We start from the raw sequence: 14,278 nt of genomic DNA, 5'->3' as shown, positions 1-14,278 counted from the left end.
CCGTCTCGCCACCTTCTAGGGTTTATTTAACCGGGTAAAAACCGTTCTGACGATTAAATAATTGGGCTACTCCCTTTTGCTAGTAACATTATATATTAATGTCAAGTAAAAATCAATCATTTAATATGTAATGTTCCTTGAGTTTGGGTGTATAATTTTCAAAATCAAAATTCTAACAGGGATTCTAAAAGGAACTTTATTTAATAATTAACATATAAAATTTACAAACTATTATTTTATATCCAATAAAAATTTAAAGTTTTTTATTTACATTATTTTAAGGAAATGATTAATAAAAATCTAATAAATTTAGCGAAGCTAAATTAAATGCCTTTTTGAATCGAAATTTCACATGTAACTAAGTGGAGTTAGAACCAGTTTTTCTAAAAAAAATCAGCTATTAGACTAAAGTTTGTCATAAGACCAGATTTGTATAAATGACTTCTTATTTTAGCTATTGACATTGTCCGGAAACCACGTCATACACTATGTATGAATTCGTTAGTTAATTAACTATTAGAAAATATTTAGAAAATATTTAGGAGGTTTAGATGACGAAAAATAGATTCTATGGGTGGATAAATGTTGGTTTATCGGCACTCATAATGCTTCTAACTCTAGGACTTGGAAATGCTAGTCTCAGTCAGTTTTTACCATTGATTGCTAAAGATTTATCGGTAAATATGAGTCAGGTTACTTTGCTTGTTTCATTTTCTTCGATATCTATAGCGATATTTGGAGCGCTGATTGGTCATGCGATAAGGAAGTTTGGGCACAAAAATTTGGTTTACATAGGGGTGTTTTTATATTCTTTGTCGATACTTATCTTATCTTTTTCCAACTCATTGCCACTTATATATTTAGCGGGAGTAGCTATGGGTGCAGGTATTAGTTATGGCACAAGTCTTACCCTATCAACTATAATATCGGCATGGTTTATTGAAAAGAGAGGGCTTGCTCTAGGATTGGTTTTTGCAGCAAGCGGGGTTGGAGGATTTATATTTAATCCGATAGTAGCTAGGTTTATATTGTCAATAGGATATAGGAAAACCTTATTTATAGAAGCTATTACCATATTTATAGTGTGTATAGTTGGGGCATTTTTTATTGTTGCCAATCCTAAGGATAAGGGACAAAAGCCACTTGGAGAAATAGGCGTGATAAATGAAAATGAATGCGCAGAGGAATCACTTAATAAGACCGATATATACAGGTCCTTGCCATTTATTTTGCTTGTATTTTCATGTATCAGTTTCGCAATGGCTATTCAACCAACTATGTATAACTTTTTTCCTCATTACTTATCTTTAGGCTATGATCAAATATTTATAGCAAATTTAATTTCTATAGTATCTTTGGTTAATATAGCTGCTAAGCTAATTATGGGATATGTGAATGATAAGTTTGGGCTAATTAAAGCTATAAGTATAGGTTTCATAGGATATTTTGTTTGCGATTTTATTATGATTGTTTCAAACTCAAAAACATCAGCATATCTTGCTGTTATAGCATATGGCTTTGCCTTAACTATGCTTGTAGTTGCCTTGCCACTTATTGTCCCTAAAGTATTTGGAATGAAGCATTATGCTAGTATTCTAGGAATTCTTACAGCTTTTTTGACAATAGGATCTTCGATTGGAACTCCACTTTCATCATTGATTTTTGATAAAACAGGTGAATTTAAGATATCATTCATAATTCAAGCAATACTTATAGTGGTATCTTACCTATTGTTTTTGAGGGCTGTTACATACAAAAGTAATTTAAATAAGAAAGGAAAATAAATGTCAAAATTGTATCCAAATTTTTTATCACCAGCTAAGATAGGAAAAGTTGAACTTAAAAACCGTTGTATTATGCCTCCTATGGGGACTCATAGGGTAGGTAGTGATTTAAAAGTAAACCAAGTTATAATTGATTATCATAAAAGACGTGCAGAGGGTGGCTGTGCACTTAATGTAGTTGAAGTGGCTTGCGTTCACCCTTCAGGAGTTACTGGGGCTGACCTTGGTATCTTTGATGATTCTTTTATACCAAGCCTAAGAGAGCTTGTAGATGGTATACATCAAGCAGGTGGAAAGGCTGCCATTCAACTTTGGCATGGTGGAAGGCAAATATTTACGAAGGGTCAACCTTGGTCATCTACTGATATACCTTGTCCAAAATTACAAATTCCACCTCATAAAATGACCACTGAAGAGGTTTATGAAATGATTGAAGCCTTTGGTGATGCGGCAGTGAGGGCGGAAAAAGCAGGATTCGATGTAATAGGGGTTCATGCAGCTCATGGTTATCTTATAGATCAATTTGTAAATGAATACTCAAATAACAGAGATGATGAGTTCGGTGGTTCATTTGAAAATAGAGTCAGATTTGGTGTAGAAGTTATAAAAAACATAAAGAAAAAACTTAAAAAAGACACACCTATTCTTGTAAGGATGAATGCCGAAGAAGGAGTTGAAGAGGGAGGACTCAAACTTGATGAGGGGATAAAAGTTGCAATAGCTTATGAAAAAGCAGGAGCAGATGCCTTAGATATAAGCCAAGGTTGTAACTCAGCCATGGCAATATCCACACCTCCATACTTCCTAAAAACAGCTTTTAATGAGGATAACTGTAGAGAAATTAAAAAACATGTATCTATTCCTGTAATATGCCCGGGAAGAATAATATCACCAGAAATTGCTGAAGAAGTAATATCATCTGGTGCAGCTGATTTTGTAGATGTGGGACGTGCTCAATTAGCCGACCCTGATTTTGTCAAAAAAGCAGAAGAAGGAAGAGCGGACGAAATCACCCTATGCGTAGGATGTACTCAAGCTTGTTTTTCAAGAATTATGAAGGGTGATGTATCATGTATATTTAATCCACAAACCGGTCATGAAATAGATAGGAAAATAGAAGCTACAACAAATCCTAAGAAAATTCTTGTCATAGGTGGAGGACCTGCTGGTCTTGAAGCAAGTAGGGTTGCGGCTTTAAGAGGTCATAAAGTTATTTTATTTGAAAAAACCAGAAGACTAGGTGGCCAATATATACTGGCTGGGGCTGCACCTCATAAATCAATTTTAGCAGATGCTGTAAGTCAAATGGGAGTAAAGGCTGCTAGTGCAGGAGTTGATATTAGACTTGCAACAGAAGCGAATCCAGAAAACATCAAAGAAATTAATCCAGATGAAATCATAGTATGTGCAGGCTCTTCACCATTTATTCCACCAGTTGCTGGAATGGATAAGCTTAAAACTTATGTAGCTCATGATATTTTAGACTTCAAAGACTTTGTTAAAGAAGAAAAAATTGCTGTAATAGGTGGTGGTCTAGTAGGTCAAGAAATTGCAGAAGTTTTAGCAGAAAATGGAAAAGATGTATTTATAGTAGAAATGCTAGATGATGTAATAGGTGTAATAGATATACTTATAAGAAAACATACAGTTGATACTTTTAATAGGTTAAACATAGACTTGCTCACATCTACAGCCCTAAAAGAGATTGTAGAAGATGGAATTATAGTAAGTCAAAAGGGTGAAGAAAGAAAACTAGATGCAGATGCTGTTGTATTTGCAGTTGGATCAAGAGCAAATAAAGACGTAGTAGATATGGTTGATAAATTAAATATCCCATACCATGTAGCAGGAGATGCTGTTAAAGCAAGCAAAATACTAGATGCAATCTGGCCTGCAAATGAAATAGCAAGAACAATATAGTAAGTCATTAATTAATAAGGAGGAAAAAATGACAGATTACAAAGACAAAGTAGTAGTTATCACAGGAGCTGGAACAGGAATTGGATATGGAATGGCAAAAGAATTTGCTAAAAGAGGAGCAAAACTTGCAATATCTGATATAAACGACGAAACTTTAAGAAAGCTTGAAGAAGAGCTAAAAAACGATGGCGTTGACGTAATAGCTTATAGATTTGATGTATCTAATAGGGGTCAAATGGAAAAATTTGCTAGAATGACCTTTGATCATTTCAAAAGGGTAGACTATTGCATGCACAATGCAGGTGTAACAAGCATGGGACATGCCCTAAAAATTCCGGAAACAGATTACTTTAGAGACTTTGAAGTAAATACAATGGGAGTTGTATATGCAGCAAGAAGCTTCATACCTAAGATGGAAGAACAAGAAGGGGAGGCTTACTTCATTCCTACAATTTCATCATCAGCTTTCCTTTATACAGGTGCCATACCTGCATATATCGTATCTAAACACGGTGCTCAAGGATTCTGTGAAGCTTTGGCAATTCAACTTGAAAATGATAAATCAAATGTAAAAGTAAGAGTACACTCACCAGGAACAGTTGCGACAGAAATTTGTCATCCAAAATATTATATGCTAGATAGGAGAGATGCGTATTTCCAAACAGAAGAATTTAAAAATCTTGAAAAAGCTATATCACATTTTATAGCCACTGGTGGACTTACAGTAGAAGAGTACATTCCAGAGTTATTCAAACAACTAGATGAAGATTTATTTATAATTCGTCCATGTGTTTCAGAAGAGCCAAGATGTACTTATAGATCAGAAAGTTTAATTTCAAGAGAGGGTCCTTTCAAAGAAGGTCAAAGATAAGAAAAAAAGATGGGGAGCTTATTAGCTTTACCCATCTTTTTTAAAGCCTTCCCTCAAAGTCGTAATGGTAGGCAGTAAAATCTAGCGAACAAACATCTTGTTTAATATTATTATCTGGATCATAAGTTCTTATAAATTTAGGATTATTATACAATTTATTAAGGAAAGGAGAATTATTTATTGACATGTCAAGGTGTTTATGAAGGATGAAAAAGTCTTTGGGTAAAATCCCTAAAACTTCTGCATCAGATGATAGATACTTATTAAAATTATCATCATCTAAAAGGACCTTTTTCTCCCTAAGAAGATAATAAAATGAAGAATAATCATCTAAAAATATATTAACCGAACCATCACTTATAGGAAGTTTGTCCATAGATGCACATATGATTGCTATATCTAATTTTACACCTAAACTTTCAAGGAGGTTCTTTAATTTTTTTGCTGCTCTAATATTTCCCATAGCAACAATAAGAGTAGATTTTTTGATAGGGTTATCATCGCCAATTTTATTTAAAAGATGATAAAATAAGAACCTACCTGAGTTAGTTTCGCTGGTCATAATACAAGAAACCTCATTGTTTTTAACAGGTTTACTATCTATAATTCTTTCATACATCCAATTATAGGCCTTAAAAACCTTTTGAAATTCGGCTGGCTTTAAGTTTTTTAGCTCCTTCCACTCCATAGCAAGATGGGTATCAAGCCAGTATTCATGATTTTCTTTAATAGGAAGATCTTCTATTTTGATCGGACTATCTTGAAGATTATCCTCTATGATGATGCCATCTTCTATTTTAAGATGATAAGAGCAATTTTTGCAATGCAAGTCAGCATGAATAATATAAGAATCTTCTATATCTGCATTAGTAAAATTAAATGAAGACCCACAAGAAGGGCATGATAGATTTTTTAGAAAATCAACAGCAACACCGAGCTTCTGGTATATTTGTCTATTTTTCAAGTATTCATCTGATTTGTTATTTAAAAAATCAAGTTTATTTTGAAGGTTCTTAATTTCGTTTTTAATTAATTCTTTTTTGTTGTCTAATTCTGAAGCCATGAAATTATTAAATCTATGATCCAAAGGGTGGAGATTCCTCTTAAGGGAAATAAGTTTATTAATATCATCTACAGAAAACCCAAAATCTTTGCAATCTAAGATAAATTCAATATCTTTTTGGTCAGATTCGGTGAAAATATAATTTCCTCCAGATTTTGATGGCAAAATAAGACCTATCTTCATGTAATATCTTAAAGTATCTTTTGTTATATTATTAATCTTAGCAAATTCTCCGAACTTCATAAATAAACTCCTAACTATTATCCTTAAGATTAAATTTTTTTCTCAAAACCAACTTAGCAAGACCAAACAAAAGCAAAAAGAAAATCAAGAGAGAAATAATAATAATTATAGAAAGAATCTCCCTAGAAAGCTCAAGGTAAATCAAAATAGGCACAATAATTCCATAAAACAAAACCCCAAGACCAATAGCTAAAGCACCAGCAAAAAGATTAGCAAAACGCCAAGTATCCTTAGAATAACAAGCCTCCCAAACATGAAAACCAACACTCATATCAGGATGATTGGTATGGAAAAATATAAAAAATATGCCTATGTAAATTGAAAAAATTAAAAGCATTAAATCGCCAACTATGACTGGTCCCATCTTTTTTCTCCTTGATAAATTAAATTAGGGATATTTCCCTAAAACCCTTTTTTATAATATACTATTTTTTGGGGTTTTATCCGAGAATAAAAATATCTTTTTTTGTTAATCCGAGATTAACTGTATCATCTATATTTTCTCAGTCATTTACATGACCACTCCGTTCCTAGGGGGAGCCCAGGGGGACTTTCCGTCGCTCTCGGCCGCTAGGGCAGGCTGTTCCCCCAACCTGCTCCCCCTTAAACCCACTTACGCTACCCCCTCCAAACGGCCCCTTGGCGGGGAGCATGAGTAGTAGATTTCCTTCGGAAATCTTTTTTGGTAGGGTTTGTGTCTTCGTTTTAGGATTACTATTTACTTACTTTTTTAAAATCCCAAGCCTCCTAAAAATTGCAATCTAGTCTGACTTGTGCTTTTTATTTGAAAATTAATTCACAGTAATTATTTTATTCTTAATTGTAAAGGACTGTCAGTGCAATTTTCTTCACGGATGCTTGGGATTTTAAAATACTTGGTCTTAAGTCTTCTCTCTTTCGTTTTAGAAAGACAAAACCCATCTAGCAAAGTTTGGCGAAGCCAAACGAGCCCAAGTCCTGTATGTACTTCGAGACCAATTCTCTAATCTACCTAGGACTAAATTCTAATCGAGAAGCCCGTAAAGAAAATCGCTTGTTTGAGCGTTAGCGAGTTTGCGATTTTTAGGGCTTTGATGATTAGAATGATAGTAAGGATATACGAAAAACTAATACAAGGTCATCCCCTCTAAAAAAGAGGTTTGCCGAAAGGCAAACTTCTGGTTCCGCACTCCGCTTAAGGAGCCGCTCGGGGGTGTAGCGGAAAGGGGGCCTGGGGGAACCCAGTGAGGGACCCTGCGGAAGGTCCCTTGGGGTTCCCCCAGATACGGAGAGGTCATGTAAATGACCAAAATTATATAAAAAAGAATAATTTATCTTGGATAAAAAAAGAGAGGGTTTAAGGGAACCCTCCCAAAAATTTATTTATCTTGGATTAAACCCTATGCTAATATGAATTTTATTGTAAAATTCCTGGCAAAAAGAGTATTATATTTTAAGAGAGGAATTATGAAAATTTTAATTACAAGTGACTGGTACTGGCCTGTTGTTAATGGGGTAGTGCGTTCAGTTATGAATTTAATAGAATATCTAGAGGGCGAGGGTCATGATGTTAGGGTCCTTACCCTTTCTAATACTACAAAGTCATACAGGGATGGCAAGGTTTATTATGTTGGATCTCTTTCTGCAGAAAAAATTTATCCCCAAGCGAGGATTTCTAACCTCCTTGCCAAGAGTCATCTTAAAGAAATTAAGGCGTGGGGGCCTGATGTGGTTCATTCCCAGTGTGAGTTTTCTACCTTTATGATGGCAAAAAGAATTGCAAGCGACCAAGAAATTCCGCTTATTCACACCTACCATACGGTTTATGAAGACTACACCCATTATTTTATTCCATCAAAACAAGCTGGAAAGAAGATTGTATCTGTAGCAAGTAAGACCTTGGCTAGTCTTTGCAATAGAATAATTGTGCCAACAGCGAAGACGGAAAATCTTTTGATAAATTATGGAATAGACCCTGCAAAGATTGATATTATTCCAACTGGTATTCACATTCCAGAGCTATATGATAAGACTCTTTTGAGAAAGGCTTTGGGAATTGAAGAGGATGCAAAAGTATTATTATACTTAGGCAGGCTTGGGGAAGAGAAAAATATCCAAGAGATTATGGAATATTACGACAGGCTCAAGGATTCAGAAATCAAACTTTACATAGTGGGTGGAGGCCCATATCTTGACACCTTGAAGGAAGATGCGGCAAAGATAACCAAGGAAGTTATTTTTACGGGTATGGTTGAGGCGAATTCTGTAAACCGCTACTACCAAGCTGCAGATATTTTTGTAACTGCATCTACATCTGAGACCCAGGGTCTAACCTATTATGAGGCCCTTGCTAATGGCACTATTGCCCTTTGTAGGAACGATTCTGTCCTTGATGGGGTAATTAAAAATGGATTTAATGGTTTTAAGTACGAAAACTTTGAAGAATTTGAGAAGTTTATAGATAGGGTATTTTCAGATAGCGAATACAAAGAATTACTAGAAATAAATACTAGAGCCTATGCTAGAGAAAATTTTTCGGTGGACGGTTTTGGAACTAAGTGCCTAGCTTGCTATGATAAGGCGATTAAGGAATATAAACGTGAAAGTATTAATATATTCAAAAGACTATGAAACAGTCAAGGAATCTGGCGTGGGCAAGGCTATTGACCACCAAATCAAGGCCTTAAAGCTTGTAGGTTGCGACTTTACCCTAGATGAAAAAGACGATTTTGATCTCGTTCACATCAACACCATCCTTCCTGGATCTGTTCATTTTGCGATTAAGGCAAAGAAGATGGGTAAAAAGGTTGTCTACCACGGTCACTCCACCATGGAGGACTTTAAAAACTCCTTTATTTTTTCAAATCAAATCGCACCGCTATTTAAGAAGTGGCTGGTTTATGCATATAGAAAAGGTGACTTGGTCTTAACGCCGACCGAATATTCAAAGAAAATCCTTGAAGGCTACCATATTGGCCGTCCTATAGAAGTGGTTTCAAATGGGATTGACCTTGACTTTTGGCAGAAAAAACCGAATGATAGGGAGAATTTCTACAAAAAATACGGTTTAAATCCGGAAAAAAAGTCAATTATTTCTGTGGGGCTTCCTATAAAAAGAAAGGGAATTGACGATTTTTTAAGACTTGCCAAGAGGATGCCTCAATATGAATTCCTTTGGTTTGGTAAGCTTGACAGAGCCTTAATGAGCCCTGGAATCAAAAAGGAAATGGAAGATGTACCTGCTAATTTCCACGCACCTGGCTATGTATCTAGCGAGGGGGTAAGAGAAGCTTACGCAGGTTCTGACCTCTACGCTTTTTTGACCCACGAAGAAACCGAAGGCATAGTCCTCCTTGAGGCCCTAGCGACTAAGGCAAAAATTTTAATTCGAGATATAGAAATTTTTGAAGAGGGCTTTGTTGACGGGGAAAATATCTACAAGGGAAAAAGCCTTGACGATTTTGAAAGAAAAATCAAAGGAATATTGGAAGGGTCTTTGCCAGACCTATCGGAAATCGCCTATGAAAAAGCGAAAGAAAAGTCAATCGAAAAAACCGGAGCAAGACTCCTTGACCTTTATGAAAGGACTATGAAAAATGAGATCAATAATTAAAATGGTTGGAATTTTAATCCTATTTATCTTTCCACCCCTCTTTGTAAATTATTTTTTAATAAGTTTTGATTTTTATGGGGAATCTGGCATGTTCATCTCCCAAATCGGAATAATCGGTATAAGTCTTGCTGCAATCCTTCTTTATTTAAGAGGCAAGAGGGTTTATGAAGCTAAAACCCTAATGCTAATTGATGGGACAAAGTCTGTAGCAGACTTAGAAACATTAAGGGATAAGAGGATTTCCTATGATTCGAAGGCTGCCGTCACTAAGGCAATCTTGCTGAGAAGTTTTAGCGAAGAAGAGGCAGCAAAGCTTAAGAGATATACAAATAAAGCAGCTGATATGGACCACTACTACTCAGGCCTTATAAAAAATGCTGACTCAAGCCTTCGCGAAGAATACAAGATAAGACGTGATAATTTTAACAAAAAATACAAGCATAAGAGTTTTGTATATATAGATTTTAAGGAAAACCTAAGGATGAGCCTCAAGTGGTTAGGTGGATTTTTTATAATTTTAATAGGGGCAGGCTTGGTTCAAAAATTTACCACAATCAAGGACCTATATGTACTTGCCTATATTTTTCAAATGGTATTTGGGTTGGGATTCATGATAAATACTGTAATTTGGTTATCAAGGACCCTAAGATCCTATTGGGACAAGGACTATATTTAGATTGGCAGTAGCCAATCTTTTTTGTGAGAAAATTAAAACAAAAATCCATATATTAAAATATTTAAAATAAAAACTTAAAATATTGAATATCGACTTTACAAAAATAAAGGTAGGCAGTATAGTTCAATCAAAAGGGAGGTTCTTATGATAAATAAATGTCCAAACTGTGGTGATCAAATGATTATCACATCATATAGATGCAATTCTTGCTACACAGAAGTACATGGTGAATTTGAAGTTGACTCATTTTCAAGACTAGATAAGGAAGATAAGGAATTTATTGAGCTATTTCTACAAAAAAGAGGTTCTATCAAGGATGTGGGCGAAGAAATTGGCATTTCTTACCCAACAGTTAGAAATAGGATTGATAAAATTGTAAGTAAACTAGGCGGTAAAATTGACAAAAAATCTCATAGGCTAGACATCTTAAACATGCTAGATAATGGTGAAATTACAACAGAAAAGGCGAAGGAATTACTAGAGGAGCTAAACAATGACTGAAGAAAAACAATTAATCCTAAATATGCTCAAAGAAGGCAAGATTACAGTCGAAGAAGCAAGTGACCTTCTTGCTGCAATTGGGGATAAAAAATCAAAGGAAACAGACTTTGCAGGTAAGATTACATCAACAGTTGACTCTATTATCAAAAAGGCAACCGAAGCTATTTCTGCAATTGACCTTGACCAAGCTTTTGATATCAATAATTTCAATCTTAAGGGGGAAATAAATACCCACAAGGATATCAGGGTTGATGATGAAATTGACGAGATAAATATTGACCTAATCAACGGCGAAATACTTTTAGAAAAGTCGACAGATAAGGGAATAGTAATTTCAGCTGACATCTTTGCCAAAAAAGGTAATCTTGAAGATTATATAGATGTTGAAATCAGGGATAATGTCTTAGATATAGAAGAAAACGAGACTTATAAGAATCTAGGAGCCAATGTCAAACTAAGGGTGCAAGTAGGCAAAGATTTCTATGAAAAATTAAATGTAAACACTGTAAATGCGAGAGTTGAAATAGCTGACACTGACTTTGGAAGTTTAAATATCGACTCGGTAAATGGTAAGATTATGGTGATTAATAGCAAGTCAGCCATCGATGTCAATAATGTAAATGGTAAAATTGACATCAGAAATATCGAAGGACCTCTAAATATAGACAATGTTTCAGGATCAATCTACCTTGCTGGCATTAAGGGAGATAGGGTTGATGTTGATAATATTTCTGGAAATATCAGGGTAGATGGACTAGCTAGCGATAAAATCACTGCAGACTCAAGATCTGGATCAATTAGGATATACAATATAAAGGACACAAAAGACATTGATCTAGAAACTGTAAGTGGCATAATTGTAGTAGACACAACAGACTACGAAGGAGAAATAAAGGCCTTTGTGGATAGTGCCGCTGTAAACGTCACAGAAAAGTTCCAAAATAAAATTAAAACTGACGAAGGATACGACCTATCAACCTCAACAGACGAGGCAAAATTAACCATAAAAGCCAAAACAGGCAATGGCAAAGTATCCCTAAGATAAAATCAAAGGTGGGCAAGAGCCCATCTTTTTTTGACCCTTAAAATGTGATATAATAAAGAAAAGAAGTGAAAGGAGCTTTTTATGAAAGAAGAAAACCAAAAGCAAAAATCCTTTAAGAAAAGAGTGATATTTTATATTTTGCAAGTAATACTCGCTTCTATATTTATTTATCAATCCCTAGAAAAAAATGTGGGCGGCTTCGTAAAAGAATTTAATCCCCTATTATTTGGAATAGGAATCCTAATGATAATTATGAATGTAGTATTTTTATATATGGAGTGGAAAACCCACAAAAGAACGTCTTTATAAAAGATGTTCTTTTTTTATTTTTCAGAAAACAATTTTTTCACTAGGTGAGTCTATTAATCCAGGATTATTATCCGAGATAATTTATCTTTTAATATTATCTTATTATAGATTATCATTCTACTTACAATTGAATCTTCGTACCTGGGGAGTCCCAGGGGAACGTTTCGCACGTTCCCCAACGCGACTCCCCAGACCCCTTTCGGCTACCCCCTCCGGGCGACCCCTCTCGGGGGACAATGTGTTTGCTTTCGGCAAACTTGTTGGTATGTAGGCACCCTTGTTTAGAAATAATATCTGTTTAACTTTTTAAAATCCCAAGCCTCCTAAAAATTGCAATCTAGCCTGACTTGTACTTTTTATTTAAAAATTAGTTCACAGTATTTATATTGCTTTTATTCGTAAAGAGCTGTCAGTGCAATTTTCTTTACGGAGTCTTGGGATTTTAAAATACTTGACCTTAGGTTTTTCATTTCTTCGTTTAAAAATAAACACTAATTTAGCAATGTTTGGCGAAGCCAAACGAGCCCAGCAAACACTGGAACATCGAGATTAATTCTCTCTTTTATCGGGTAAAGATTTCTAATCAAGGGTTGCGTAAAGAAAATCGCTTGTTTGAGGCGAAGCCGAGTTTGCGATTTTTAGCGACCCGATGATTAGAAATCAGTGGGGATATACGAACACTAATACAAGCAAGTCATCTCTACCCAAAAAAGCTTGCGATAAGCAAGCTTCATTACCCGCCCTCCGCCAAGGAGCCGCTCGGGGGTGTAGCAGAAAGGGGGCCTGGGGGAACCCAGTGAGGGACCCTGCGGAAGGTCCCTTGGGGTTCCCCCAGATACGGAGTGGTCATGTAAATGACCTAGAAAATTTATAAGATACAGTTAATCTCGGATTAACGAAAAAAATATGATAATCTTGGATTAATAGACTCACCTAGTGAAAAGGTCCCTTGGGGCTCCCCCTTAGAACGAAGAGGTTATGTAAATGATTTAGAGATAATAAAATATAAAATCATTTTTTATAAAAAATAAAATTAATTTATCATGGATAAAACCCCAAAAAATGATATATTAATGAGTAAGAGTACAAGAGAAGTATTCTCTTCTATCACACAAGGGAGTCTTAGGGGGATGCCCCCTAAATAGAAAAGTTTTATGGGATTTTTGTTATTTTTTACGCTGGAGCTGTTGCTTTTTCTATGCTTTAGCCTTATTGATTTTAAAACTTCATACCAAAAAAACCTTGCGGCTTTTTCTATGTTTTTCTTGATGTTTATCTTTGCGGCAATGAGAGGGTCGGGGGATGCTGATTATTACAATTATTTGTGGTTCGCTAAGGATATCGGAACGGATTTTGATAAGGTTTTGAATTTTTCCTACCCGGTTGAGTTTTCCTTTAGGCTGGCTTCTTACCTCATAAACCTTTTTGGTATCAGCCGTCAGTGGGTGATTGTCCTTATGAATTTTTTGTCAATCGGACCTGTGACCTATGTAGTTATCAAAAAATCGGCTAATCCATTTTTGTCTGCGATTATATTTTTGCCGATTTTCTTGCAATTTGATATGCAAACTTCAAGGACTGCAACAGCTATGGGTTTAGGTCTCTTGGCTATTTACCTAGCGACTGAAAAAAAGAGGTTTAGGAGTTTTTTAACCCTAATCCTAGCTATTAGTTTTCACAAGTCGGCTGTAATATTGATTCCATTTTTATTATATTTGGAAATTGACCTTAATAATTTTATAAAATCTTTAATCGTCTTTTTAAGTTTGGCAGTTTCGGTTTTCTCAAAGCTGGTATTTAGCATAGCCGCAACTGTGTTTTCAAAAATAGGCCTTGGCATACTTTCTAGAAAGATTGTAACCTACACCTTTGAGGGTAAATTTGCCTATGGAATGCAACTTTTTGACCCGAGGATTATATTTTTCTTCCTTTTATTTATAGTTTCCATCATGTACTTGGATGAGAAAACTTTTGGGGGAGACAGGATGGAGAAGGCTAGCGTTAAAGCTATGGTTTTTGGCCTTTGCGTTATGCTTGTTTTTAGGTCATCGACAGCCATTGCCTTTAGGTTTTCATCATTTTTTGCAATACTGGAGATGTTTTATCTGCCAATGATGATTAAAAAATTAAAATATGAGGATAGCCTGGCGGCCTTTTTGCTAATCTTATCGATTGTGGTCTTTATCGTACCATATGCGATTTATATTAGTGTAGATGCGCCAGAGTACGATTTTTTCTTTACAAATACAATGGCTATCGAGTCATTAAATTAAA

12 protein-coding genes are annotated in these 14,278 nt (G+C 35.2%); 10 read left to right on the top strand and 2 right to left on the bottom strand.

Annotated features, from left to right (window positions below):
• Positions 1–551 precede the first annotated feature (551 nt).
• The 3 genes from HMPREF0072_RS08515 to HMPREF0072_RS08505 are packed head-to-tail and all read left to right on the top strand — an operon-like array spanning position 552 to position 4,575.
• Positions 552–1,784, top strand: a complete 1,233-nt coding sequence (locus tag HMPREF0072_RS08515; RefSeq protein WP_004829261.1) for an MFS transporter — start codon at positions 552–554, stop codon at positions 1,782–1,784.
• Positions 1,785–3,704, top strand: a complete 1,920-nt coding sequence (locus tag HMPREF0072_RS08510; RefSeq protein WP_004829259.1) for an oxidoreductase — start codon at positions 1,785–1,787, stop codon at positions 3,702–3,704.
• Between the two features lie 28 nt (positions 3,705–3,732).
• Positions 3,733–4,575, top strand: a complete 843-nt coding sequence (locus tag HMPREF0072_RS08505) for an SDR family NAD(P)-dependent oxidoreductase (protein WP_004829257.1) — start codon at positions 3,733–3,735, stop codon at positions 4,573–4,575.
• A gap of 40 nt (positions 4,576–4,615) precedes the next feature.
• On the opposite strand, the gene HMPREF0072_RS08500 is transcribed toward HMPREF0072_RS08505, so the two are convergent.
• Positions 4,616–5,881, bottom strand: coding sequence for a MerR family transcriptional regulator (locus HMPREF0072_RS08500; protein ID WP_004829255.1), 1,266 nt, complete (start codon positions 5,879–5,881; stop codon positions 4,616–4,618).
• 10 nt (positions 5,882–5,891) lie between these two features.
• The gene (locus tag HMPREF0072_RS08495; RefSeq protein WP_004829254.1) at positions 5,892–6,245 is read right to left on the bottom strand and encodes an SdpI family protein; all 354 of its coding nucleotides are present in this window, start codon (positions 6,243–6,245) and stop codon (positions 5,892–5,894) included.
• 1,082 nt (positions 6,246–7,327) lie between these two features.
• Between HMPREF0072_RS08495 and HMPREF0072_RS08490 the strand changes: the two genes are divergently transcribed.
• The 7 genes from HMPREF0072_RS08490 (at position 7,328) to HMPREF0072_RS08455 (ending at position 14,277) form a co-directional block, all read left to right on the top strand.
• Entirely contained in the window at positions 7,328–8,491 is a 1,164-nt protein-coding gene (locus HMPREF0072_RS08490; RefSeq protein ID WP_039931296.1) for a glycosyltransferase, read from the top strand.
• Positions 8,460–9,473, top strand: a complete 1,014-nt coding sequence (locus HMPREF0072_RS08485; protein WP_004829249.1) for an LTA glycolipid anchor biosynthesis glycosyltransferase, IagA/BgsA family — start codon at positions 8,460–8,462, stop codon at positions 9,471–9,473. The genes HMPREF0072_RS08490 and HMPREF0072_RS08485 overlap by 32 nt, the downstream gene beginning before the upstream one ends.
• A complete protein-coding gene (locus tag HMPREF0072_RS08480; RefSeq protein ID WP_004829247.1) occupies positions 9,457–10,149 on the top strand; it encodes a hypothetical protein in 693 nt (230 codons plus the stop codon). The genes HMPREF0072_RS08485 and HMPREF0072_RS08480 overlap by 17 nt, the downstream gene beginning before the upstream one ends.
• Before the next feature lie 144 nt (positions 10,150–10,293).
• Positions 10,294–10,650: a DUF2089 domain-containing protein gene (locus HMPREF0072_RS08475; RefSeq protein WP_004829246.1), complete on the top strand. Its 357-nt coding sequence runs from the start codon at positions 10,294–10,296 to the stop codon at positions 10,648–10,650.
• Positions 10,643–11,695, top strand: a complete 1,053-nt coding sequence (locus HMPREF0072_RS08470) for a DUF4097 family beta strand repeat-containing protein (protein WP_004829244.1) — start codon at positions 10,643–10,645, stop codon at positions 11,693–11,695. Before HMPREF0072_RS08475 ends, HMPREF0072_RS08470 begins: the two co-directional genes overlap by 8 nt.
• 81 nt (positions 11,696–11,776) lie before the next feature.
• Positions 11,777–12,004 (top strand): hypothetical protein, encoded by a 228-nt coding sequence (locus tag HMPREF0072_RS08465; RefSeq protein WP_004829242.1) that lies wholly within the window; start codon positions 11,777–11,779, stop codon positions 12,002–12,004.
• 1,154 nt (positions 12,005–13,158) lie between these two features.
• Positions 13,159–14,277 carry an EpsG family protein gene (locus HMPREF0072_RS08455; RefSeq protein WP_004829238.1) on the top strand — a complete coding sequence of 373 codons (1,119 nt, stop codon included), beginning with the start codon at positions 13,159–13,161 and terminating at the stop codon, positions 14,275–14,277.
• The last annotated feature ends 1 nt before the right edge of the window (position 14,278 follow it).

This window comes from Anaerococcus lactolyticus ATCC 51172 (genome assembly GCF_000156575.1).
In the GTDB taxonomy this organism is placed as follows: Bacteria; Bacillota; Clostridia; order Tissierellales; family Peptoniphilaceae; genus Anaerococcus; species Anaerococcus lactolyticus.
Note: the sequence above shows the minus strand (reverse complement) of the source record. Positions and strands in the feature narration are given on the sequence as shown.